Below are 23,393 nucleotides of genomic sequence, written 5' to 3' on the forward strand. Positions count from 1 at the left end.
GGTGCTGGCCTGAAGCGGCGCCGCGCGCTCACGGCACGTGAGGGGCGGATCGCCGCCGGTGCCGAAAGCGGAGCGAGTGACCGTCTCTTCGGCAAGGAGTCGGCAGCTTGCTGACAAAATATCCGATCCGCCGATGTCGCGGGGAATGCTCTGGTATCAGTGCGCCCGCCGTCGAGGCGGGCCTCTCGTTGACTGGGTGAAGGACGCAAACTAGTGTTGCGGCGATCTTTGGCCCATTCACGCGAATCTGGTTTATCCCTGAACAGTCGACTCGGTCCGTCCAGCGGTGCGTCCGAAAACCGCTTGACGAAAATCGGTGGCTGCGATCGCGTGTAAGGGAGCAACACGGGGTGGATCAACGGGGGCGGTGGCAGTGGTAGAGACATCAGGTACGGGAGCGGCGGAGGCAGGCGACCCGCGGGCACATGCGGAACACGTGGAGCAGGCTCTGTTACAGGCCCGCGCTCTGATCGAGTCGACCGTCTCGTTGCACCGGCAGCGGGCCGGCGGTCACCCTCTCGTGACGCGGACCGACGGCGACGCGATGATCGGGGCCCTGGACGAGCTGGTCGGCGGTGCCCGCCGGTCCGTGAGCCTGACACTCACCGCCGCGGGTGAGTTCGTCGGCCTGGCGACCGCGGCGCTGACCCGCCTGGCGGCCCACGGGGCGTCCGGCTCCGTCCGTCCGGGTGCGGACCCGTCAGCCGAGGGCGCAGTCGTGGTACGGGTGCTCTGCTCCGGCGCCGCGACCGACGCCGCCCTCGCCGTGGCCCGGCGACTGCCGGGTCTCCGGGTCGAAGTACGCGTCTCCGAGGCCGAGTTGCGCGAGGCACTGCTCGTCGACGGCCGCGGCGCACTGGTCCGTTCCACGTCGCAGGACTGCGGCGGCCATGCCGTCCAGATCAAGGATCCGGCCGTGGTCCGCGCGCTCGACCTGCTGGTCGCCGGCGCCTGGTCCCGTGCCCGTCCGTTGCTCGACCACCTCGGCCTGAGCCCGAAGCTCTGCAAGGAGCCGACCCGGCGCATCCTGGAGATGCTGCGCGAGGGTCACACCGACGAGGCGGCCGCGCAGGAGCTGAACGTCTCGCTCCGCACCTACCGCCGCCACGTGGCCGAGATCATGCGCGAACTGGGTGCCACGTCCCGCTTCCAGGCGGGCGTGCGGGCCGTGGAACTGGGGCTTCTCTCCGCGAACGGCTGACCGGCCCCGGGAGAAGCCCGGCGCCGCCCAGGAGTGTGCCCGCGCAGCGGGTGAATCGAGCAGAACTGTTGAGGGGACATGAGTAACGTGTCGGACCGGGCCGCTGACGAACTGGAGGAGGCACTGCTCGGGGTGAGCGCACTGATCGAGTCCACCGTCGTGATGCACCGCGACCGGTACTCGGACGACCGGCTCATCACCACGGTCGGTGGGCGGTACGACGCCATCCTCGACACGGCCGAGGAGATGATCGAGGGGGCCCGGACGAGTATCGACATCATGCACGCCCGCCGCCTCCAGGGCGAGGACCGGGAGGAACGCGCCGAGCGGGAGCTGCTCTACAACGCGGACCCCACCGTCGGAGTGCGCCTGCTCACCGCCCCCGACCTGCTCGACGAGGGCTTCGTCCGCGAGCAGCTCGGCCGGGAGCGCCCGGTCGCGATCCGGGTGGCCAGGGTCCCACCGCTCCAGGCGATCATCGTCGACCAGACGACCGCGCTGGTCGTCACCGGGTCGGTGGCCGCCCGTCATTCCTCGGTGATCCGGGTGCCGGAGGTGATCCACACGCTCCGCATCCTGTTCGAGAACGTCTGGCGCACCGCCGTGCCCGCCAACGAGCGGATCGTCTTCGGCGACCGCACGCGTGCCGCCTTCGCCCGCCAGATCCTCGGCGCCCTGCGAGCCGGGGTCACCGACGAGGTCGCCGCCCGCGACCTGACCGTCTCGGTGCGCACCTACCGGCGCTACGTCGCGGAGATCATGACACTGCTTGGCGCGTCCTCCCGCTTCCAGGCCGGGGTCCGCGCGGCCGAGCTGGGTCTGCTGCCCCCGGCCGGTCCGGACGGCCGGCCTGCCCCCGCCCGCCCCGGACCCGCCCCGCACCGGCTCAGCCCGGGCCCCGGCCGGCCCGAGACCGGCTGAGTGTCGGCCCCGGCGGCCCCGGCGGCCCGGCACCGGCCCGTGCCGGGACCTTCCTGACAGCGCGGTCGTCGCGGCCGCCCGGAGGAGGGCAGCTCGTGCATCGGCTGGTCGTCCGGGTCCTGGCCCGCTCGACATCCGGGTCGAGGGCCGGGCGGTCCGGTCCGGCGCCGGCCGGGGACCTCATCGAGCAGCCGGTCGACGCGCAGCTGTTGGAATTCCTTCACCGCTGGAGCGGCTGCGCCGGTCACACCCAGGGGTCGTCGTGCGTGGCCACCGCCACCACGGTGGCGGACACCTGCGCCGACCGGGCCTGCCCGGTGTCCTGGGACGGCTGCGCGACCGTGACCGCTCCGGCGACCGCGAGGACCATCGCCGTACGGGCGACCAGCTGAGCGAGGCGGGCACGGGTCCGGGCGGTGACGGCGCTGCGGCGCACGGGGTTCTCCTCGGCTTCCTGGGGCAGGCGCTCGATGCCTGCGACCTCGTTCCGAGAACGCTACGGACGGCCGATTCCGGGGCCCTTTCGAATCGCTTTCACAGGCCTTCGTCGTCGATCCGCACCTTCGGCCGGGTCTTCGCCTGCTCCTCGTGGTGCGAGACGATCAGCTCGGTCAGCACGTCGATGTACGCGGCCAGCACCTCGGCCCAGGGCGTGCCGCCCTCCTGGAGCTGCGACTCCTGTTCGCAGGCGTTGTCCTGTTCGATCCGGTCCAGGACGGTCAGCGGGTGGGGGACTCGAACTCCGTCGACCCGGTCGTCGTACATGTCTCCTCCTGAGCGTGGAGCCGATGGTGTAGTACCCCGTACGCCGAGCTTCGGCGGCCCCGGTATGGCGAGCCTTTAATCAACCTATATTTCCGCAGCCCGTCACTCCTGTGTGGCCCTCCGGGCGGGTGGGCCGGGCAGTGCCACGGCCGCCCGGGCGGCCGGGCCCGGCATCGCCGGCCCGACCGTGCAGCGGTCCGGTGCGGCCCTCGGGGCCGGTGCTCGTCGATCGGATCGTACGATGACTACTCCGCCGTCCTGCCGTCACGTTGCCTTCCCTTTCCCTCCCACAGCTCGGACCGATCACCCATGCCGCTTCCCAAGGCCGAACTCCACCTGCACATCGAAGGCACGCTGGAGCCCGAACTCGCCTTCGCCCTCGCCGCGCGCGGCGGCGTCACCCTCCCGTACGCCGACACCGAGGAGCTGCGCCGCGCGTACTCCTTCACCGACCTGCAGTCCTTCCTGGACCTCTACTACGCGCTGATGGCCGTGCTGCGCACCGAGCAGGACTTCGCCGACCTCGCCGACGCCTACCTGGCCCGGGCCGCCGCGCAGGGCGTGCGGCACGCCGAGATCTTCTTCGACCCGCAGGCGCACACCGCCCGCGGCGTGCCGCTAGGCGTCGTGGTGGAGGGCCTCGGCCGCGCGCTGGACCGGAGCGAGGAGCGGTACGGCGTCAGCACCCGCCTGATCATGTGCTTCCTGCGGGACGAGTCCGCCGAGTCCGCGCTGGAGACCTTCGAGGCGGCCCGCCCGTACTTCGGCCGGATCACCGGCATCGGCCTCGACTCGGCGGAGGTCGGCCACCCGCCCGCCAAGTTCCGTGAGGTCTACCGCCTGGCGGCCGAGGCCGGCCTGCACCGCGTCGCCCACGCCGGCGAGGAGGGCCCCGCCGCCTACATCACCGAGGCCCTCGACGTCCTCGGGGTCGAGCGGATCGACCACGGCCTGCGCTGCCTGGAGGACCCGGACCTGGTCGACCGCCTCGTCCGCGAGCAGATCCCGCTCACCCTCTGCCCGCTCTCCAACGTCCGCCTCCGCTGCATCGACACCCTGGCCGACCACCCCCTCCCGGCCATGCTCGCCGCCGGCCTCCTGGTCACCGTCAACTCCGACGACCCCGCCTACTTCGGCGGCTACGCGGACGACAACTTCCGCGCCGTCGAGGAGGCCCTGAAGCTCGACCGCGAGAAGCTGCGCCTGCTCGCCGCCAACTCCTTCCGCGCGTCCTTCCTGGACGAGCCCCGCCGCGCCGCCCTCCTCGCCGAGGTGGCGGCCTACGCGTTCGAGCCCCTCGAGGCCTTGGAGCCCGTCGACGCCTGACCGGCGTCCTCCCGGCCCGCGCCTTCCCGCCCGGCGCCTTCCCGGCCGTAGCGGAGCAGGACGACGCCGTTGGGGAAGGGGTGGGTCTCCAGGAGCGTGAGGTCGTCGTGGTGGGCGGTGGCGGGGAAGAGCGGGGTGCCGCGGCCCAGGCGGACGGGGTGGACGTAGATGCGGGACTGGGTCGTCGCCGCCCCGGGCCGGCGGGGAACTCAGACCAGAGTGCTCCAGTAGTACCAGGACTGGACGCGGACCGCGCCGGCCTGCGCAAATGAGCCTATATGTGGACTGATAGTGGGTAATCGGACACTGCTCTGACCTGGACTGTCCCGGGGTGACCCGCTCGAATGTGCCCCCGAGTGTGCCCTCTGATCGGACCGGGCGGAGATCCGCCTGGCCTGCGCTTGCTCGTAGTTGGGGGTGCGTTGGTCGAGGAGGGGGCCGGGGGAGATGAAGCGGGCGATGGTGGGGTCGTAGTAGCGGGCGCCGAGGGCGGTGAGGCCGGTGGTGTCGTCCTCGGTCTTGTTGAGGAAGCCCCGGTCGGTGGCAGTGCGGAGGCTGCCAGTAGTGCCCTGCTGGGTGCCGAAGGGGTGTAGTCCTGGCGGTCGACGGTGTTGGTGGCGGTGTTGACGGCGAGGTGCTGGGTGCCTTGGGCGTCGCCGATGAGCCAGGAGAGGGTGCCGTTGGCGCCGCCGGTGCGGCGGGCGGCGACGGTGGTGTCGCCGGTGGCGTAGTAGCGGGTGGCGGTGACGGTGCCGGCGTTGTCCGCGGTGATCTCGCTTCCGGTGATGTAGAGGGTGCGGTGGCCATCGGGGGTACGGCGGATGAGGCGGTTGCCGTCGGCGTCATAGACGAAGTCGGTGGACTGTCCGCCGGCCTGGGCGCTGGTGAGGGCGCCGGTGGACCGGTCCCGCCGCGGCGGAGTCCGGCCCGGAGCCCTGTTCGACTGACCGTCACAGGGACCGGTGCTGCTCGGAGTGTTGTCTTTTCGGCGGTCGCACCGGAACATAATTCAGGCTCAAAACAATTTCGGACGGAGAGGTCCCATGTTCCGATCCCGCTCCCTCAGGTCCCGCTTGCTCGGCATGGCTGCTGCGATCGGCCTCGCGCTCGGCCTGAGCCTCCAGGCCGCCCCGCAGGCCGCCGCCGCCTCGCAGGCCGCCGCCGCCTCGCTGACCCAGATCACGAACTTCGGCACCAATCCGACCGGGCTGCTCATGCACCTGTACGTGCCGAACAACGTCAAGGCCAACCCCCCGATCCTGCTGGCCCTGCACGGGTGCCAGGGGACGGGGCCCTACCTGTACTCGAGTACCGACTTCGCGTCGCTGGCCGACCAGTACGGTTTCCTGGTCATCTACCCTTCGACGAACCCCGGCGGAAGCTGCTGGGACGTCTCCTCCGACCAGGCGTTGACCCGCAACGGCGGCAGTGACCCGGTCGGGCTCATGTCGATGATCACCTACACGGAGCAGCACTACGGCGGCAACGCCGACCTCGTGTACGTGACCGGCGAGTCGTCGGGCGGGATGATGACGAACGTGATGCTCGCCGACTACCCCGATGTGTTCAAGGCGGGTGCGGCGTTCATGGGAGTTCCCTACCACTGCTTCTACACCGGCTCCGTACGCGGCTGGAACCCGGCCTGCGCCCAGGGCAAGCTGTCCATGACCCCGCAGCAGTGGGGCGGCCTGGTGCGCAACACGGGGGATCCCGGCTACACCGGTCCGCGTCCGCGCGTGCAGCTGTGGCACGGAACCGCCGACACGACGCTGAGCTTCAACAACCTCGGTGAAGAAATCAAGCAGTGGACCGATGTCCTCGGCGTGAGCCAGACCCCGTCGGCCACGGACACCCCCGTGGCCAACTGGACCCGTACTCGGTACAACAACAGCGCCGGCGCCACCCAGGTCGAGGCGTACGGCATCGCCGGGGCCGGGCACCAACTGCCGGTACAGGGTTCCGCGATGGCCGCGTCCGCCATCCACTTCATGGGCCTGGACGCGGGGTCCTCCGGCGGCGGTACGACCGGCGCGCTGCACGCGGTGGATGCGGGCAAGTGCCTGACCGATGCGAACAACGCGACGCTGGGCACGCAGCAGCAGATCTACGCTTGCCACGGCGGTGCGAACCAGACCTGGACCCGTACTCCGTCGAACCAGCTGACCGTGACCGTGGGCGGCACCACGCTGTGCCTGGACGCCAATGCGCACGGCACGAGTCCCGGCACCAAGGCGATCGTCTGGTCCTGCAACGGCCAGGCCAACCAGCAGTGGAAGCTGAACTCGAACGGCACCATCACCGGGGTGCAGTCGGGGCTCTGCCTGGATGTGGCCGGCTTGGCCACCGCTGACGGGTCGCCCGTCCAGCTGTGGACCTGCAGCGGCGGCAGGAATCAGCAGTGGACCCTGGGATGACACCGCGTGCGCGATGGTAGGACCCTGGCGACCGCCCGTCGGGGTCCCGCCAGATCTGCCGCCTCGGATGGGTTGATGCCGGCCCCGGCCCCGGTCGGGGCTCTTGGCGGCCGTCGGGCCGTTCGGCGGAGGCCCTCGCCGAGCGCCCGATCCGACCGGCCACGCCGGGTCAGCGGCGGGGTGGGGGGAGTTCGCCGGAGCCGCGGGGGATGAGGCGGGTGGTGACCACGGCGGTGCGGGCGCGGCCGCGGTCGCCGTCGAGGCGGGCGAGCGCGGTGCGCGCGGCGGCGGCGCCGAGTTCGGCCGGGTCCTGGGCGACGACGGTGAGTGCGGGCTCCAGGATGTCGGCGAGGGGGATGTCGTCGAAGGCGACCAGGGCGACCTCGCGCCGTCCGGCGTGGGCGAGGGCGGAGACGGTGCCCATGGCGGCGAAGTTGTTGGCGGCGAACAGCGCGGTGGGCGGTTCCGGGAGGGAGAGCAGCCGGTCGGTGGCGGTGGCCGCGTCCGGCTGGCCGTGCGCGCCGGCCACCAGCGCGCGGTCGTACGGGAGGCCGGCGGCGGCGAGTGCGTCCTTGTAGCCGGCCAGGCGTTCGCGGCGGGTGTACAGGGTGGTCGGCAGGTCGCCGATGAAGCCGATCCGCTGGTGACCCCGGGCGATCAGGTGGGCGACGCCGACCCGGGCGCCGTCGCGGTTGGAGGAGACCACGCAGTCGGCGGCGAGGCCGGCGCCGGGGCGGTCCAGGAAGACGACCGGCAGCCCGGCGGCGCGGGCGGACTTGAGGTGGGCGTGGTCCGAACCGTCGGCCGGGACGACCATGAGCGCGCTGACCCGGCGGGCCAGGAAGGTGGAGATCAGGTCGCGTTCGCGGGCCGGGTCGTCGCCGGAGGAGCCGAGCAGCAGGGTGAGCCCGCGTTCGCGGACGGCGGACTCGATCCCGCCGGCGACCGTGCCGAAGAAGGGGTTTCCCATGTCGGGGACGACCAGGCCGATGGTGGTGTCCGGGCCGCCGGTGCGGATGTTGCGGGCCATCAGGTTGGGCTGGAAGCCGAGCCGGGCGACGGCAGCGAGGACCTTCTCCCGGGTCGCGGCGGAGGTCGGTCCGTCGTTGTTGAGCACGCGGGAGACGGTCTTGGCGCTCACGCCGACCTCCTGGGCGACGTCGTGCAGCGTCGGACGACGGGTCGCGGCCATGGATCACCGTTTCTGTCGGGTGGCGGCCCGGCCCCGGCCCGGGCCGCCCTGGACTGCTCAGCTGGTGCGGACCCCGGCGGCCTGGGCGGCGTCCGCGTCCGCGACGACAGTACCGCTGCCGTCCTCGGCGACGGTGAGCGCACCGGTCATGATGGCCACCACCTCGGACATCGAGTGGTCACCGGGCCGGATAAGCGCGGCCCGCCGCCCGAGCCGGTGGACGTGGATCCGGTCGGCGATCTCGAAGACGTGCGGCATGTTGTGGCTGATCAGCACGACCGGCAGGCCGCGGTCGCGCACCCGCCGGATCAGGTCGAGCACCTGCCCGGACTCCTTGACCCCGAGCGCCGCGGTCGGCTCGTCCATCACCACCACGCTGCGCGCCCAGGCGACCGCGCGGGCCACCGCGACCGCCTGCCGCTGGCCGCCGGAGAGGGTCTCCACCGGCTGGGTGAGCGAGCGCAGACCGATCTTCAGGTCGGCCATGTGGGCGGCCGCCTCCTCGCGCATCCGCGCGCGGTCCAGGCTGCGGAACACCGTGCCGAGGACGCCCGGCCGGCGCAGCTCCCGGCCGAGGAACATGTTGGCGGCGATGTCCATGGACGGTGCGACGGCGAGGTCCTGGTAGACCGTCTCGATGCCGGCCGCCCGGGCGTCCTGCGGGCCGGCGAACCGGACCGGCTCCCCGTTCAGCCGGATCTCGCCCTCGTCCGGGGTGATCGCGCCGGTGAGCGCCTTGATCAGGCTGGACTTGCCCGCGCCGTTGTCGCCGATGACGGCCAGCACCTCGCCGGGCATGAGGTCGAAGTCGGCGCCGTCGATCGCGGTGACGTGGCCGTAGCGCTTGACCAGGCCGCGGGCCTGGAGGACGGGGGTCGTGGTCATCGGCTGGCTCGCTTCCGGGAGATCTGGTCGACGGTCACGGCGAGGATCACCAGCACGCCGGTGATCAGGGTCTGGTAGATCGAGGCGACGCCCATCAGCTGCAGCCCGTTGCGGAAGACCCCGACGATCAACGCGCCGATCAGCGAGCCGAGCACGCTGCCGCGGCCGCCGAACAGGCTGGTGCCGCCGAGCACCACGGCGGTGATGGAGTCCAGGTTGTCGGTCTGTCCGGCCTGCGGGTCGCCGACGCCGGTGCGCGAGACCAGCAGCAGGGAGGCGACGCCGTAGACCAGGCCGGCCAGGGCGTAGAGGCCGATGGTCAGGCGGCCGGTGCGGATGCCGTTGAGGCGGGCGGCGTCGCGGCCGTTGCCGAGGGCGTAGACGTGCCGGCCCCAGGCGGTGCGGGAGAGGAGGTAGGCGAAGAGTGCGAACAGCGCCAGGGCGAGCACCGAACCGTACGTCATGTCGGTGTTGCCGAGCGGGAAGGTGCCGCCGAGGAAGGTGAGCGGGCCGGGCAGGTCGGTGACGGTCTGCTCGTCCGAGTAGACGTGGGTGAGCGCGAAGGCGACGTTCAGCATGCCGAGGGTGACGATGAACGGCGGCAGCGGGATGAGCTGCACCAGCAGGCCGTTGGCCAGGCCGAAGGCCGCGCAGACCGCCAGGCCGAGGGCGATGGCGACCAGCGGCGGCACGGTGCCCTCGGCGGCGAGCTTGGCCATGGTGATCGAGCCGAAGGCCATCACCGCACCGCAGGAGAGGTCGATGCCGGCGGTCAGGATGATCAGGGTCTGCCCGATCGCCAGCGCCCCGACCACCATCACCTGCTGGATGATCAGCGAGAAGTTGCCGCCGGAGAGGAAGGTGTCGGTGGTCAGGGTGAAGAAGGCGCAGGCCAGCACCAGCGCGGCCAGCGGTCCGGCGGTGGGCGCGGCGAGCAGGCGGCGGGCGAGCGGTGGCGGCTGGAGTTCCGCGTACGGGGCGGTGGTCGTGGTCATCGGCGGATCCTCGGGGGAGCGGGGGAGCGGAGGCGGGGTGTTGAGGGGCGGGCCGGTCAGCCCCAGCAGTTCTCCAGGCCGTAGGCGGTGTCCTTGGCGTCCACGCCGGCCTGCGGCTGGTCGGTGATCAGGGTGACGCCGGTGTCGGTGTAGCCGGTGGGCTTGGCGCCGCCCTTGGCGTAGTCGGCCACCGCCTTGACGCCCTTGGCGGCCATGACCAGCGGGTACTGCTGCGAAGTGGCGGCGATCTTCCCGTCCTTGACGGCCTGGGTGCCGGTGCAGCCGCCGTCGACCGAGACGACGAGGACGTCCTTCTCCCGGCCTTTGGCCTTGAGCGCGGTGTACGCGCCCAGCGCGGCGGGCTCGTTGATGGTGTAGACGACGTTGAGGTCGGGCGCCTTCTGCAGGCAGTTCTCCATCGCGGTCTGGGCCTTGGCCTGGTCGCCGCCGGTGTCCTGCGAGCAGACCAGGGCGGGGTCGTCGGCGGCGACGCCGAAGCCCTGCAGGAAGCCGTCGTGGCGCAGCCGGCCGACGGCGACGCCGGGGGCGAGGTCCAGGGTGGCGATCTTCGCGGTCCGGCCCGCCATGGCGGCCTTGGCGTACTGGCCGATCAGCACGCCGGCCTGCTTGTTGTCGGTGGCGAACAGGGCGTCGGTGCCCTCCTGCGGGTCGGTCGGGCTGTCCAGGGCGATCACCAGCACGCCCTTGTCCCGGGCCTTCTTGATCGCGGGCAGGATCGCCTTGGAGTCGCTGGGGGTGATCAGGACGCCCTTGACCCCGGTGGCGACCATGTTCTCGAGGGCGGCGATCTGGCCGGCGTTGTCACCGTCGAACTTCCCGGCGGCGGTGACCAGGGTGGCGCCGTTCTCCTTGGCGGACTTCTCGGCGCCCTGCTTCATCTTGACGAAGAAGGGGTTGGTGTCGGTCTTGGTGATCAGGCCGACCTTGACGGCGCCGCCCGACGCGTCGGCGCCGGACGAGCCCTTGGAGCCGGAGCCGCAGGCGGTGAGGGCGAGTGCCGCGACGGTGGCGCAGGCGGCGACGCGGGCGAGGGCGGGGATACGGGGCATGCGGTGGCTCCCTGAGCGGTGTGCGGAGGTCCGGGGCGGTGTCAGGTCTCGCCGGCCGAAGTCGACGCGCCGACTGTCAACGTTGACTGTCAACGTTGACATCGCCTTGCCGAGGATGATGAAGTCAGCCCGGCGCGGCGGGCAAGCCCCCCGGGCGTAACAACTGGGTAACGCGGTCGAAATGCCACGTGACAGCCGCGAGTTGACGACCATGCCGCGCGACATTCCTCCACCGATCCGCGAGAGGCGGTCCTTCGTGTCCCAGCGATTTGTCGCGGTCCTCGGCGAGTGCGTCGCCGACACCTTCGCCGATCCGGCCGGCGCCCGTCCGGGCGAGCTGGCCCTGCGCGTGCTGCCCGGCGGCGGGCCGGCCAACACCGCCGTCGCGCTGGCCCGGCTCGGCACGCCCACCCGCTTCCTCGGCCGGATCTCCGACGACGCCTTCGGGGGCCTGTTCCGCGCCCACCTCGGCAGCGCCGGGGTCGACCTGGGCGCGGTGGTGGCGGCCCCCGAGCCCAGCACGCTCGCCATCGCCACCGTGGACGACCTCGGCCAGGCGCGCTACGCGTTCCACGCCGACCGCGCCGCCGACTGGCAGTGGAGCGGGGCCGAGCTCGCCGCCCTGCCGCTCGCCGACGCGAGCTGCCTGCACACCGGCTCGCTCGCGCTGGTCCGCGAGCCCGGGGGCGCTCTGGTCGAGCACCTCGTCGAGCGGGCGCGGGCCGGGCTCACCGTCTCGATCGATCCCAACGTCCGCCCGCAGCTGGTCGATCCGGCGGTCTACCGGGCCCGGCTCGACCGGTGGTGCGAGCTGGCGGACATCCTGCGGCTCAGCTCGGACGACCTGGAGCTGCTGCTGCCCGGCGTCCCGCCGGAGCGGGCCTGCGACGGTTGGCACGCGGCCGGCGCCCGGCTGGTGGTGATCACCCTCGGCGGCGCGGGGGCGCTGGTCTCGCTGGACGGCGAGCGGGTCCGGGTGCCGGCGCCCGAGGTCGCGGTGGTGGACACCGTCGGTGCGGGCGACTCGTTCACCGCCGGGCTGCTGCACCGCCTCGCGCACCTGGGCCGGCTCGGCGGGCGGCTCGGCGGGCTGAGCCTCGCCGAGGCCGCCGCGGCCTGCCGCTTCGCCGCCGAGGTCGCGGCCCTGACCTGCTCGGTTCCCGGCCCCAACCCGCCGTGGGCGGAGCAGCTCGGCACACCCCGTCAGCGCCAGGGCTCTTGACGGCGCGTCGGCGGCCGCCCATCATCCTCCGCAGCCGCTGTCATCGATGACATGAGTCAACGATGACACCCTCCCGGAGGAGCACCCCACCATGCCTGTTCCCCCCGCGCCCGTTTCCCGTGCCCGCCGACTGCTCGCCGTACTCGCCGCCACCGCCCTCGCAGCCCTCACCGCTCTGCCGTCGACTCCGGCCGCGGCCGCCGCCGGCGACCAGGCTGCGGGCGCCTACCAGGAGCCCTACCGCCCGCAGTTCCACTTCTCGCCTGCCCGGAACTGGATGAACGACCCCAACGGCCCGATCTACCACCACGGCGCCTATCACCTGTTCTTCCAGTACAACCCGGCCGGCACCACCTGGGGCAACATGTCCTGGGGCCACGCCACCAGCCCCGACCTGGTGCACTGGACCGAGCAGCCGCTCGCCATCCCGCAGGACGACACCGCGATGATCTTCTCCGGCGCGGTGGTGGACGACCGCGCCAACTCCAGCGGCCTGGGCACCGCCGCCGACCCGCCGCTGGTCGCGGTCTACACCAGCGCCGCCCGGACCCCGGACGGCCGCCAGACGCAGTCGCTCGCCTACTCCCTCGACCACGGCACCACCTGGACGAAGTACCGGGGCAACCCCGTCCTGGACATCGGCTCCTCCGACTTCCGCGACCCCAAGGTGTTCTGGGACGACCGGACCGGCAGCTGGCTGATGGCCGTCGCCCTCTCGGACCGGCACCGGATCCGCTTCTACGCCTCCCACGACCTCAAGTCCTGGACCGAGCTCAGCGAGTTCGGCCCGGCCGGGGCCACCGGCGGTGTCTGGGAGTGCCCGGACCTCTTCCCCCTCGTCGTGGACGGCGACCCCGCGCGGACCAAGTGGGTGCTGACCGTCTCCACCAACGGCGGCCCCCAGAACTCCACGGCCGTCCAGTACTTCATCGGCGACTTCGACGGCACCCGCTTCACCGCCGACGACCCGGCCGGCACCTACACCCCGCCCACCGGCACCCTGCTGAACGGTTTCGACGGCGGCGGCTACGGCGGCTGGACGTCCACCGGGACGGCCTTCGGCTCCGCCCCCGCCACCGGCACCCTGCCCGGGCAGCAGCCCGTCTCCGGATTCACCGGACCGGGCCTGGTCAACACGTTCCTCGGCGGCGACGCCGCCACCGGCGACCTCCTCTCGCCGCCCTTCACCGTCACCCGCCGCTACGACTTCCAGGTGGGCGGCGGCAACCACCCGTACGTCCCGGGCGCCGGGAACGGCTCGGCGCCGCCCGGCACCACCCTCGCCGACTTCGAGGGCCGCGCCCTCCCGCCCGGCTGGACCGCCACCGCCGACCTCACCGGGATCGCCCCCACCGAGGAGCACCTGGACGGCGGCCTCGGCGCCGGCGTGCTCGACACCTTCACCCCCGCCGCCGGGGACGCGGCCACCGGCACGGTGAGCTCACCCGAGTTCACCATCGACCACCGCTACCTCGACCTCCTGATCGGCGGCGGCAAACACCCGGCCGGCGCCGACGGCGAGACCACCGTCAACCTCGTGGCGGACGGCCGGGTGGTCCGCACCGCCACCGGCCGTGACAGCGGCGAGCTGAACTGGACCGGCTGGGACGTCGGCGAGTTCGCCGGCCGCCGGGCCACCATCCGGATCGTCGACAACGCCACCGGCGGCTGGGGGCACCTGATGGTCGACGACCTCCAGCTGTCCGACCAGCAGGCCCGGCCCACGGACCGGCAGACCGCCGTCAACCTGCTGCTGGACGGCCAGGTGGTCCGCAGCGCCACCGGCGGCAACAGCGAGGCCCTGGACTGGACCGCCTGGGACCTCGGCGATCTGATCGGCCGACAGGTACAGCTGCAGATCGCCGACCACGCCACCGGCGGCTGGGGGCACGTGCTCGCCGACCAGTTCACGCTCGCCGACGCCCCGGCCCCCACCATGGTCCAACGCGCCCACTGGCTCGACCACGGCGCCGACTTCTACGCCGCCACCAGCGTCAACGACGAGCCGCACGGCCGCCGGGTGGTGATCGGCTGGATGAACGACTGGGCCTACGCCGACAAGATCCCCACCTCGCCCTGGCGCGGCGCCGACAGCTTCCCGCGCGAACTCGCCCTCACCACGCGGGGCGGCCGCACCGTGCTCGTCCAGCGCCCGGTGCGCGAACTGGACGAACTGCGCGATGGACGCCCCTGGCACGGCTCCGACCTGCCGGTGCGCGACACCACGCTCCCGCTCCCGGTGAGCGGCGCCACCCTGGAGATCGACGCCCGGCTACGGGCCGGCACCGCCCGCGAGTTCGGCCTCGCGGTGCACACCGGCGGCGGGCACCGTACCCGGATCGGCTACGACACCGCGACCGGCGAGCTGTACGTCGACCGTACGGCGTCCGGCAACACCGCCTTCCACGAGTCCTTCGCGGCCGTGCACCGGGCGAAGCTGCCGTTGGACGCGAAGGGCGGGCTCGACCTGCGCGTCCTGGTCGACACCTCCTCGGTCGAGGTCTACGCGGGCGACGGCACGCTCGTCCTCACCGACCAGGTGTTCCCCGACCCGGCCGACACCGGCGTCGCCCTCTACGCCGCCGGGGGCGTGGCGCGGGCGGAGACGGTCGCGGTCCATCACCTGAGGTCGGCTGTCGTCGGTCCGGTCCCGAGGGGTGCCGGTCGGACGTGAACGGGCAGTGGTCCGGGAGCTGTTGCCGGTCGGGTGGTCCGCCGAGGGGCCCGACCCCCGGCGGACCGGGTGCCGGCCGTCAGTCGTCGGCAGTCGGTGTCGACGACGGTGGTCGCGGTGCCGCGCGGCAGGAGGGTGTGCGACCATCTCACCCCTCTGACGGACAGGAGGGGTTGTGGCGGGTCACCTATTCACCACCCGCTGCCGCCGGCCCACGCTCCTGCCAGGACGCTCGGACCATGGATGGTTTCAGGCGGTTCGACGGCCACTGGCCAGCCGAGGCGCTTTTGGATGCGGCGGGGGTTGTAGAAGCCGTCGATGTAGGCGCGCTGTACGCACTGCCTGTCTTGCTGTCTGACAGGTTTACGGGTCGATCATGCGACGCCCGACGGCGCCGCGTCAAGGTCCGGTTCGTGCCCCGTTGCGCCGGCGAGGAGCAGCGGCGTTCCGGGATCGCCTGTCGTCGGCTCCGCTCGTGCGCGGAACCCCAGGGGGCGGCAAGTCCGCAAGTGATCGGATTTGATCGTACGGCTGTCGCAGGGCAGGCTCGGTGCCGCACAGTGGCGGAACCGCCACGGTCCGGCACGGAGGGAGCCGCATGTCCGGGACCGAGCACAGCAAACCGGCAGCACACGTCGTCGTCGGGTACACCCCGCAGGACGGTTTCGTCGCCGTCCAACTCGATCCGCCTCCAGTGGAATACGTGTGGCACGACCGACGGGCCGAGCACCGCGAGGAGCGGTACGGGCCGGGCAACGGCTACCAGCAGTGGCTCGCCCTCGACGCCGCCACCGGCGCCGTGTGGTACGGGGACACCGACTGGCGGACACAGGGCGAGGACGCGGGCTCCTGGCTCCCGGGACACCGCCGGGCCGCGGTCGGCGATGGGGCGCTGCCTTCCCCGGCCGTGTTCGCGCTCCCGCTCACCCACCGCGCTGTCGACGACCAGGGCAGCGACACCTGGCGCTTCTTCAGTGCCGAGGAGCTCCACGCACTGGTCCGACGGGTGCTGCCCCTGGTCCAGCGGATGATCGGCTCGCTGCACCGGGTGGGCCCGGACGCGGACCTGGAATGGTCCGCCGAAGCCGCCACGGCCTGGAACGATCTCGAACAGGCCTGCCGGTACACGCTCGACGCGAGGGGAACGGTGGCCTGGGCCGAGCCCCGCATGAGTCCGGTTCCCGCACGGCGGGTCGAAGTGGCGGACTTCCTCGCCCGGAATCCGGAGCTGTGCGACCCGGCGTGGGCGAAAGCCACCGACGCCGAGCTGGACGGCTACGCCACGTACGAACCCGATTCCGGTTACGGCGGCGTTCCGGGACGGATGTGCGCTCCGGCGGGCGTCCGGATCGAGGAGGGCTACACCTTCTACGGTCACCGTGCGGCTCTGTACGCCTACCGCGCGGCCGCCTGCGGCGACCGCACCCCGGTCGAAGCCGGGCTCTGGCTGCGGACCAGCGATGCCGGACGGAGCAGCTGGGAGGGCGCGAAGGTCGTGGGCGCGAGTCTCGCCGACGCCCCTGACTGCGTGTTGGACCACCTCGCCGAGACGTTCCGCAGCGCTGCGGCCGACGACGGCGTGGTCCTCACCGGCCTGACGGCCTACCTGCGGCAACAGCGGGCCGAGGAAAGGGCGGCGGTCGACGACACGCTCATCGCCACCGGGGAGGAACTCAAGCGCCTGGAGGAGTTGCTGAAGGAGGTCCGCATGGTCCGGAACGCCGTCCTGACCCGGGTCCTCAGCTGGACCGATGGGCGGGACGACGAGGTGATCGCCCGTCTCGCGGCGATGTCCCCCGTCGCCGTGGCCGAGTGGCGGGAGCGGCTCACCGCCGACCGGGTCGTCCGGTCCGAGGCGTGAGGGGCTGCCCGGAGGGCCGGCCCGCAGGCGGGCCGGCCAACGTTCCGAACTGGTCGAGGCACTGGCCCCCGCCTCATGAGAGGGCGGCCAGTGCCTGCGCGGCGAGCATCCGTTCCAGGGCCAGGAGGGCGCGCGGGGCGTGCCGGGTGTCGATGCGGACGGTGTAGATGAAGCGCGTCAGCTCCGGGTCGGCGAGGGGGCGCGCCACGACCTGGGTACTGCCCGGGGGGAGGGCCAGCCGTGGCATGACGGCGACGCACAGGCCGGCGGCCACGAAGCCGAGCACGGTGTTGAAGTCGTCGCCGTCGTATTCCAGGCGGGCCCGGAAGCCCGGGGTCCTGGCCATCTGAGCGAGCAGTTCCAGGCGCAAGGCGGCCTCCGGAGCTGCGATCCACGTCTCCGACGCGAGGTCGGCCAGGTGGATGACGTCCCGGTGGGCGAGGGGGTGGTCGGCCGGGACGACTGCCACGACCGGGTCCCGGGCGACCAGCGTTCGGCGCAGCGTCCGGGGCGGTGGCATCGGGATGAAGTCGTAGTCGTAGCAGAGGGAAAGGTCCATGTCTCCCCGCTTGAGCCGGCTGTAGCCGGCTTCGGGCTCCACTTGGGCGAGGCTGACCTGGACATCGGGATAGGTCGCGTGAAGCTCTGCCAGCGCCTGCGGGACGATGCCGGCGGCGGATGAGGCGAAGGCGCCGAGCCTGATCCGTCCGGCCGTGCCCGCGCGCATGGCGTCGAGTTCCAGGGACGCCGCCGCCAAGGCGCTTCGGACGCGCTGTTCGGCGTCGAGGAGGACCGTGCCGGCCGGGGTGGCGCGCACGGGGCGGCGCTCCATCAGGATGAGGCCGGCCCGGCGTTCGAGTTCGGCGATCTGTTGCGAGACCGCGGGCGCGCTGTAGCCCAGCTCGCGTGCGGCGGCGTTGAAGGAGCCGTGGCGGACCACGGCTTCGAGGGTGGCGAGCAGCCGGGGGTCGAGTCTCTGCACGGAGTTAAGGCTCACTTATCTGTCGCGAAGATGTCTTTTCTTGTGCTTAAGCATGAACGGCAGCATGATTCTTGCTCGCGGCCCGGATGCGCAAGCCTCCGCCCCCGGGTCCGCGACCAACCCCCACCCCCGTCGGGCGCGTTCGTGTGCCCCCGCGGCCGTGCACCCCCTCCTCCGCAGCCCGCCCGCACCCGCCTCCGTCGGGCGGGCTGCGCAGGAGACGGCCGCCGACGATCGACTCCGGCCCCTGAAAGGAAGTGGTATGCCCAAGCCACTCATCGGACTTACCACCTACCTCGCCCACGCGCAGTGGGCGGAGTGGGAGTTGCCCGCCGCGCTGCTGCCCGCGGCGTACATCAGCTGTCTCCAGGCGGCGGGCGGCCGCGCGGTCCTGCTGCCGCCGGACGCGCCGGAGGCCGCGGCCGAGGTCGTCGCGCGTCTGGACGCGGTCGTCCTGACCAGCGGTGAGGACGTCGATCCCGCGTTGTACGGGGCGCGGCCGCATCCGTGCACCGGGCCGCCGGTGCGCGAGCGCGACCGGTGGGAGTGGGCCGTGCTGGCCGAGGCGCTGGCGCGTGACATGCCGGTGCTCGGAGTGTGCCGCGGAATGCAACTGATGAACGTGCACGCGGGCGGCACCCTGATCCAGCACCTGCCCGAAGCGGTGGGTCACCACGGGCACAACCTGCACGGCGGCCACTTCTCGCCCCACGCCGTCACCACGGTGCCGGGGACGCGGATCGGCGCGCTGCTCCCGGGGACCCGCCAGGTCGCCACGCACCACCACCAGGCGGTGGAGTCCCTCGGGGCCGGTCTGGTCGTGGGCGCCCGCACGGCGGACGGCACCATCGAGGCGATCGAGAGCACCCGGCACCGCTTTGTGGTGGGCGTGCAGTGGCACCCCGAGATGGCCTTCGACTCGACGGTGGTGCACGCTCTGGTGGCGGCCGCCGGGTCGACGCCGAACCCCGCTGCGGGTCGGGTCGGCGAGCAGAAGGAGCGGGTCCGGCGGAGTTCGCCGGATGTGCGTACGGCGACCCGGGTGTCTTGACACCGCTGCGCTCCAGCCCCCAGGATCAGCCCGTGAACCTGTCAGACAGCCAGACAGGTGGTGGGATCCCGCGGCGCGTCAGCGCGATGGAAGCGGTGTTCGGCCACCTGCGCAGCGCCATCGAGCGCGGTCAGTACGCCGTGGGGGACAAGCTCCCCTCGGAAGCAGAGCTGTGCCGGACCCTGGAGGTCAGCCGACCCGTGCTGCGGGAGGCACTCCGTGCCCTGCAGGCCATGGGCCTGACGGTCTCGAAGACCGGCAAGGGGACCTTCGTCGTGGCGAACGCGGTCGAGGACCCCACCTTCGGCGACTACGCGGCCAGCGACCTCCTGGAAGTGCGCCGGCACGTCGAGATCCCGGTCGCCGGGTACGCGGCGCTGCGCCGGACCCCGGAGGACCTCGACCACCTGGCCCACCTGCTCGACCGGATGGAGCGGGAGACCGACACCACCGCGTGGGTCGCCCTGGACACCGTGTTCCACCTGGCGGTGGCCGAGGCCTCCGGCAACCCGGTGTTCCGCCGGGTGATCGAGGAGATCCGTGACGCACTGGCGCGTCAGTCGACCTTCCTCAACGAACTCGGCGGTCGCCGCGAGCAGTCCAACTGCGAGCACCGGGCGATCGTCGAGGCCCTGATCGACGGTTCCGAGCCCGACGCCGTCGAGGCGATGTCCCACCACCTCCACCGTGTGGAGGCCACCCTCATCGACATCGTGCGCCCCCAGCGCGCGGACACCTCAAGAGAAGGCAGAGCCGAGGCGTGAGCGAGCAGTTCCTCAAAGACGAGAAGCGCCCCACGACCCGTCACGTCGACGCCGGTGACACCGGCTACAGCAAGTCCCTGAAAGCCCGGCACGTCAACATGATCGCCATCGGCGGAGCCATCGGCACCGGGCTGTTCCTCGGCGCGGGCGGTCGACTCGCCGATGCCGGGCCCTCCCTGTTCGTCGCGTACGCCATCTGCGGCGTCTTCGCCTTCCTCGTGGTACGAGCGCTCGGCGAACTCGTCCTGTACCGCCCGTCCTCCGGCGCCTTCGTGTCGTACGCCCGGGAGTTCATGGGGGAGAAGGGCGCGTACACCGCCGGCTGGATGTACTTCCTCAACTGGGCGACCACCGGCATCGCCGACATCACCGCCGTCGCCACCTACACCCACTACTGGCGCCTGTTCTCCGACGTTCCGCAGTGGGTGATCGCACTCATAGCCCTGGCCGTGGTCCTCACCGTGAACCTGATCTCCGTGCGGATCTTCGGCGAACTGGAGTTCTGGTTCGCCATCGTCAAGGTCAGCGCCCTGGTCGTGTTCATGGGCATCGGGATCTTCCTGCTGGTCACCCGGCACCCGGTCGACGGCGCCGTGCCCGGTCCGTCCCTGATCACCGACAACGGCGGGATCTTCCCCAACGGCCTGCTGCCGATGCTGCTGATCATCCAGGGCGTCGTCTTCGCCTACGCCTCCGTCGAGCTGGTCGGCGTGACGGCCGGGGAGACCGAGCACCCCGAGAAGATCATGCCCAAGGCGATCAACTCGATCATGTGGCGGGTGGGCCTGTTCTACGTCGGCTCGGTCGTGCTGCTGTCGATGCTGATGCCGTGGAACACGTACACCTCCGGTCAGAGTCCCTTCGTGACGGTGCTCTCCCACATCGGTGTCCCGGCGGCGGACAGCGTGATGAACCTGGTCGTCCTCACCGCGGCGATGTCCTCGCTCAACTCCGGCCTCTACTCGACCGGCCGCATCCTGCGCTCCATGGCCGTCAACGGATCGGCCCCGCGCTTCACCGCCCGGATGAGCCGCAGCCAGGTGCCCTACGGCGGCATCCTGCTCACCAGCGGCATGTGCGTCCTGGGCGTCGTCCTCAACTTCGTGGTCCCCGCCGACGCGTTCGAGATCGTGCTCAACCTCGCGGCCGTCGGCATCATCGCCACCTGGGGCATGATCATGGTCTGCCACCTCCTCTTCTGGCGGAAGACCACGGCCGGTGAACTGACCCGCCCCGACTACCGGCTGCCCGGCTCGCCCTGGACCGAACTCGTGACGCTGGCCTTCCTCGCTGCCGTCCTGGTCCTCATGTACGCCGACGGCGGCGCCGGGCGCACCACGGTGCTGTGCGTACCGCTCATCGCCGCCGTACTCGTCGCCGGCTGGTACGCGATCCGCGGGCGCATCGCGCGCGCCGCCGCCGGAACCGACGACTGAACCCGGTCGGCCCGGGGGGATCCGCGGACCACCCGCGCATCCGCCCGGGCCGACCGCCGCCCGCAGGCACACAGGTCAGCACCCCCAAGCCATCACCGATCGAGGCAGTCATGCTCACCAGCCCCCTCGCGGACGCGCCCGAGATCCGCGAGCCCCGCCACGCGCCCGTCGCCCACGTCACCCGTGGCGGCGTGGTCGAGAGCACCCACTACGGTTCCGTCGTCGTCCTCGGCGCCGACGGCAGGATCCGGTTCCACCTCGGCGACGCGGAGGCCGCGTGCTACCCGCGATCGGCCCTCAAGCCCGTCCAGGCCGTCGCCATGGTCCGCGCCGGACTGCCGCTCGACGGCGAACTGCTCGCCCTCGCGATGGGCAGCCATTCCGGCGAGGAGCGTCACCTCGCGGGCGCCCGGCGGATCCTGGCGCTCGCCGGCCTCACCGAGGACGACCTGCGCAACGTCCCGGACCTGCCGTACGACCCGGCCATCCGCGACGCCTGGATCCGGGAGGACCGCCCGTCCTCCCGGCTCGCCCAGAACTGCTCCGGCAAGCACGCCGCGATGCTCCACCTCTGCAAGCTCAACGGATGGCCGCTGCAGGACTACGACGCCCCCGAGCACCCGCTCCAGCGGATGATCGCGGAAGTCGTGGAGGACCTCACCGGCCGGCGCATCGCGAACGTCACCGTGGACGGCTGCGGCACCCCGCTGTTCGCCGTCTCCCTGCACGGCCTGGCCCGCGCCGCCGCGCGGATCGCCACCGCCGCGCCCGGGACCCCTGAGTTCCGGGTGGCGGACGCGCTGCGCAGGCACCCGGAGATGGCCTCCGGCGCCGGGCGGGACGTGGCCGAGCTGATGCGCGCGGTGCCCGGGCTGATCGCCAAGGACGGCTTCGAGGGCGTCCAGATCGCCGCGCTGCCGGACGGCCGCGCCGTCGCCGTGAAGATCGCCGACGGGGCGAACCGGGCGCGCATCCCGGTGGCGGCCGCCGCCCTGGCGCGGGCGGGAGTCGACCCGCGGCTGCTCACCCGGTTCGCCGGGGAGCCGACGACCGGCGGCGGCCGGCCCGTCGGCGGCGTCCGGCCGGTGGCGGAGCTCGACCCGACCGCCGCTCTCGCCTCCGCCTGACCGGCACCCCGACCACACATCCCAGGAAGAGGACCCGCACACCCATGACCGCCGCCACCCGCAGCGAACACGACCTGCTCGGAGACCGCGACGTCCCCGCCGGCGCCTACTGGGGCGTCCACACCCTGCGCGCCACCGAGAACTTCCCCATCACGGGCACGCCCATCTCCGCCTACCCGCACCTGATCGACGCCCTGGCCGCCGTGAAGGAGGCCGCCGCCCTCGCGAACGAGGAACTCGGCCTCCTGGAGCCGGGCAAGGCCGCCGCGATCGTCGCCGCCTGCCGCGAGATCCGCGGCGGGAAGCTGCACGACCAGTTCGTCGTCGACGTCATCCAGGGCGGCGCCGGCACCTCGACCAACATGAACGCCAACGAGGTCGTCGCCAACCGGGCGCTGGAGCTGCTGGGCCACGCCAAGGGCGAGTACCGGCACCTGCACCCCAACGAGGACGTCAACCTCGGCCAGTCCACCAATGACGTCTACCCGACCGCCGTCCGGATCGCGACCGTCTTCGCGGTGCGCGGCCTGCTCGACGCGATGGCCGTCCTCCAGGAGGCCTTCGCCCGCAAGTCCGTCGAGTTCCGCGACGTGCTGAAGATGGGCCGCACCCAGCTGCAGGACGCCGTGCCGATGACGCTCGGCCAGGAGTTCTCCGCCTTCGCCGTCATGCTCGACGAGGACCGCAGCCGGCTCGCGGAGGCCGTCGAGCTGATCCACGAGATCAACCTCGGCGCCACGGCGATCGGCACGGGCCTCAACGCCCCCGCCGGGTACACCGAATCGGCGCGCCGCCACCTCGCCGACATCACCGGACTGCCCCTGGTCACCGCCGCCAACCTGGTCGAGGCCACCCAGGACTGCGGCGCGTTCGTCCAGATGTCCGGCGTGCTCAAGCGCATCGCCGTCAAGCTTTCGAAGACCTGCAACGACCTGCGGCTGCTGTCCTCCGGGCCGCGCGCGGGCCTCGGCGAGATCAACCTGCCGCCGGTCCAGGCCGGTTCGAGCATCATGCCCGGCAAGGTCAACCCGGTGATCCCCGAGGTCGTCAACCAGGTCGCCTTCGAGGTGATCGGCAATGACGTCGCCATCACCATGGCCGCCGAGGCCGGCCAGCTCCAGCTCAACGCCTTCGAGCCGATCATCCTGCACTCGCTGTCGGAGTCCGTCACCCATCTGCGCGCAGCCTGCCTCACCCTCGCCGAGCGCTGCGTGGTCGGCATCACCGCCAACATCGAGGTGCTGCGCGCGACCGTCGAGAACTCCATCGGCCTGGTGACCGCCCTGAACCCGCACATCGGGTACACGGCCGCCACCGACATCGCCAAGGAGGCCCTGGCCAGCGGCCGGGGCGTGGCCGAGCTGGTCCTGGAGCGGGGGCTGCTCCCGGCGGAGCGGCTCGCCGCCCTGCTGCGGCCCGAGGTCATCGCCGGCAGCGGCGCCGTCGTGGTCTGACGGCGGGGTGGTCCCCGAGCCGCCGGCGATGAGCTGAGTGACCCGCCGCCGCA

At 72.2% G+C, this 23,393-nt stretch carries 20 protein-coding genes; 12 read left to right on the forward strand and 8 right to left on the reverse strand.

Going from position 1 to position 23,393, the window contains the following annotated elements; translation table 11 throughout:
* Positions 1-520 precede the first annotated feature (520 nt).
* Both OG286_RS33050 and OG286_RS33055 read left to right on the forward strand, forming a co-directional pair.
* Positions 521-1,201, forward strand: a complete 681-nt coding sequence (locus tag OG286_RS33050) for a response regulator transcription factor (RefSeq protein WP_396320972.1) — start codon at positions 521-523, stop codon at positions 1,199-1,201.
* A gap of 78 nt (positions 1,202-1,279) precedes the next feature.
* Complete coding sequence (locus tag OG286_RS33055) at positions 1,280-2,122, forward strand: LuxR family transcriptional regulator (protein WP_396320973.1); 843 nt, start codon at positions 1,280-1,282, stop codon at positions 2,120-2,122.
* 244 nt (positions 2,123-2,366) lie between these two features.
* Here OG286_RS33055 and OG286_RS33060 read toward each other — a convergent pair whose 3' ends face one another.
* A complete protein-coding gene (locus OG286_RS33060) occupies positions 2,367-2,558 on the reverse strand; it encodes a hypothetical protein (protein WP_396320974.1) in 192 nt (63 codons plus the stop codon).
* A gap of 98 nt (positions 2,559-2,656) precedes the next feature.
* On the reverse strand, positions 2,657-2,887 hold the full coding sequence (locus OG286_RS33065; RefSeq protein WP_396320975.1) for a DUF6269 family protein: 231 nt from the start codon (positions 2,885-2,887) through the stop codon (positions 2,657-2,659).
* Positions 2,888-3,196: 309 nt separating this feature from the next.
* Here OG286_RS33065 and OG286_RS33070 point away from each other — a divergent pair, with 309 nt between their 5' ends.
* The gene (locus OG286_RS33070) at positions 3,197-4,213 is read left to right on the forward strand and encodes an adenosine deaminase (protein WP_405365970.1); all 1,017 of its coding nucleotides are present in this window, start codon (positions 3,197-3,199) and stop codon (positions 4,211-4,213) included.
* 209 nt (positions 4,214-4,422) lie between these two features.
* Here OG286_RS33070 and OG286_RS33075 read toward each other — a convergent pair whose 3' ends face one another.
* The gene (locus OG286_RS33075; RefSeq protein WP_396321293.1) at positions 4,423-4,881 is read right to left on the reverse strand and encodes an RHS repeat-associated core domain-containing protein; all 459 of its coding nucleotides are present in this window, start codon (positions 4,879-4,881) and stop codon (positions 4,423-4,425) included.
* A 414-nt stretch (positions 4,882-5,295) separates the two neighbouring features.
* Here OG286_RS33075 and OG286_RS33080 point away from each other — a divergent pair, with 414 nt between their 5' ends.
* Positions 5,296-6,627 (forward strand): PHB depolymerase family esterase, encoded by a 1,332-nt coding sequence (locus tag OG286_RS33080; RefSeq protein ID WP_405365971.1) that lies wholly within the window; start codon positions 5,296-5,298, stop codon positions 6,625-6,627.
* Positions 6,628-6,796: 169 nt separating this feature from the next.
* Here the strand turns inward: OG286_RS33080 and OG286_RS33085 are convergent, their stop codons facing one another.
* From OG286_RS33085 to OG286_RS33100, 4 genes are read right to left on the reverse strand one after another with little or no spacing between them, the layout of a single operon-like run.
* Positions 6,797-7,819: a LacI family DNA-binding transcriptional regulator gene (locus tag OG286_RS33085; RefSeq protein WP_396320978.1), complete on the reverse strand. Its 1,023-nt coding sequence runs from the start codon at positions 7,817-7,819 to the stop codon at positions 6,797-6,799.
* Between the two features lie 57 nt (positions 7,820-7,876).
* Positions 7,877-8,704, reverse strand: a complete 828-nt coding sequence (locus OG286_RS33090; RefSeq protein ID WP_396320980.1) for an ATP-binding cassette domain-containing protein — start codon at positions 8,702-8,704, stop codon at positions 7,877-7,879.
* Positions 8,701-9,699 carry an ABC transporter permease gene (locus OG286_RS33095; protein ID WP_396320981.1) on the reverse strand — a complete coding sequence of 333 codons (999 nt, stop codon included), beginning with the start codon at positions 9,697-9,699 and terminating at the stop codon, positions 8,701-8,703. Before OG286_RS33095 ends, OG286_RS33090 begins: the two co-directional genes overlap by 4 nt.
* Positions 9,700-9,755: 56 nt before the next feature.
* Positions 9,756-10,769, reverse strand: a complete 1,014-nt coding sequence (locus OG286_RS33100) for a sugar ABC transporter substrate-binding protein (protein ID WP_396320982.1) — start codon at positions 10,767-10,769, stop codon at positions 9,756-9,758.
* 211 nt (positions 10,770-10,980) lie between these two features.
* Between OG286_RS33100 and OG286_RS33105 the strand changes: the two genes are divergently transcribed.
* From OG286_RS33105 to OG286_RS33115, 3 genes are all read left to right on the forward strand, one after another.
* Positions 10,981-11,991, forward strand: a complete 1,011-nt coding sequence (locus tag OG286_RS33105) for a carbohydrate kinase (protein WP_405366092.1) — start codon at positions 10,981-10,983, stop codon at positions 11,989-11,991.
* 91 nt (positions 11,992-12,082) lie between these two features.
* Positions 12,083-14,665, forward strand: coding sequence for a GH32 C-terminal domain-containing protein (locus OG286_RS33110; RefSeq protein ID WP_405365972.1), 2,583 nt, complete (start codon positions 12,083-12,085; stop codon positions 14,663-14,665).
* Positions 14,666-15,263: 598 nt separating this feature from the next.
* On the forward strand, positions 15,264-16,526 hold the full coding sequence (locus tag OG286_RS33115; RefSeq protein WP_396320984.1) for a hypothetical protein: 1,263 nt from the start codon (positions 15,264-15,266) through the stop codon (positions 16,524-16,526).
* Between the two features lie 73 nt (positions 16,527-16,599).
* Here the strand turns inward: OG286_RS33115 and OG286_RS33120 are convergent, their stop codons facing one another.
* The gene (locus OG286_RS33120) at positions 16,600-17,508 is read right to left on the reverse strand and encodes a LysR substrate-binding domain-containing protein (protein WP_396320985.1); all 909 of its coding nucleotides are present in this window, start codon (positions 17,506-17,508) and stop codon (positions 16,600-16,602) included.
* A 262-nt stretch (positions 17,509-17,770) separates the two neighbouring features.
* Between OG286_RS33120 and OG286_RS33125 the strand changes: the two genes are divergently transcribed.
* The 5 genes from OG286_RS33125 (at position 17,771) to aspA (ending at position 23,340) form a co-directional block, all read left to right on the forward strand.
* Positions 17,771-18,559 (forward strand): gamma-glutamyl-gamma-aminobutyrate hydrolase family protein, encoded by a 789-nt coding sequence (locus OG286_RS33125; RefSeq protein ID WP_396320986.1) that lies wholly within the window; start codon positions 17,771-17,773, stop codon positions 18,557-18,559.
* A gap of 86 nt (positions 18,560-18,645) precedes the next feature.
* Positions 18,646-19,323 (forward strand): FadR/GntR family transcriptional regulator, encoded by a 678-nt coding sequence (locus OG286_RS33130; protein ID WP_405363666.1) that lies wholly within the window; start codon positions 18,646-18,648, stop codon positions 19,321-19,323.
* Entirely contained in the window at positions 19,320-20,759 is a 1,440-nt protein-coding gene (locus OG286_RS33135) for an amino acid permease (protein WP_396320987.1), read from the forward strand. The genes OG286_RS33130 and OG286_RS33135 overlap by 4 nt, the downstream gene beginning before the upstream one ends.
* Positions 20,760-20,869: 110 nt before the next feature.
* The gene (locus OG286_RS33140; RefSeq protein WP_396320988.1) at positions 20,870-21,886 is read left to right on the forward strand and encodes an asparaginase; all 1,017 of its coding nucleotides are present in this window, start codon (positions 20,870-20,872) and stop codon (positions 21,884-21,886) included.
* Positions 21,887-21,930: 44 nt separating this feature from the next.
* Positions 21,931-23,340 (forward strand): aspartate ammonia-lyase, encoded by a 1,410-nt coding sequence (gene aspA / locus OG286_RS33145; protein ID WP_396320989.1) that lies wholly within the window; start codon positions 21,931-21,933, stop codon positions 23,338-23,340.
* Positions 23,341-23,393 lie beyond the last annotated feature (53 nt).

Origin of the sequence: Kitasatospora sp. NBC_00039, from assembly GCF_045160625.1 — a bacterium.
Classification (GTDB): Bacteria; Actinomycetota; Actinomycetes; order Streptomycetales; family Streptomycetaceae; genus Kitasatospora.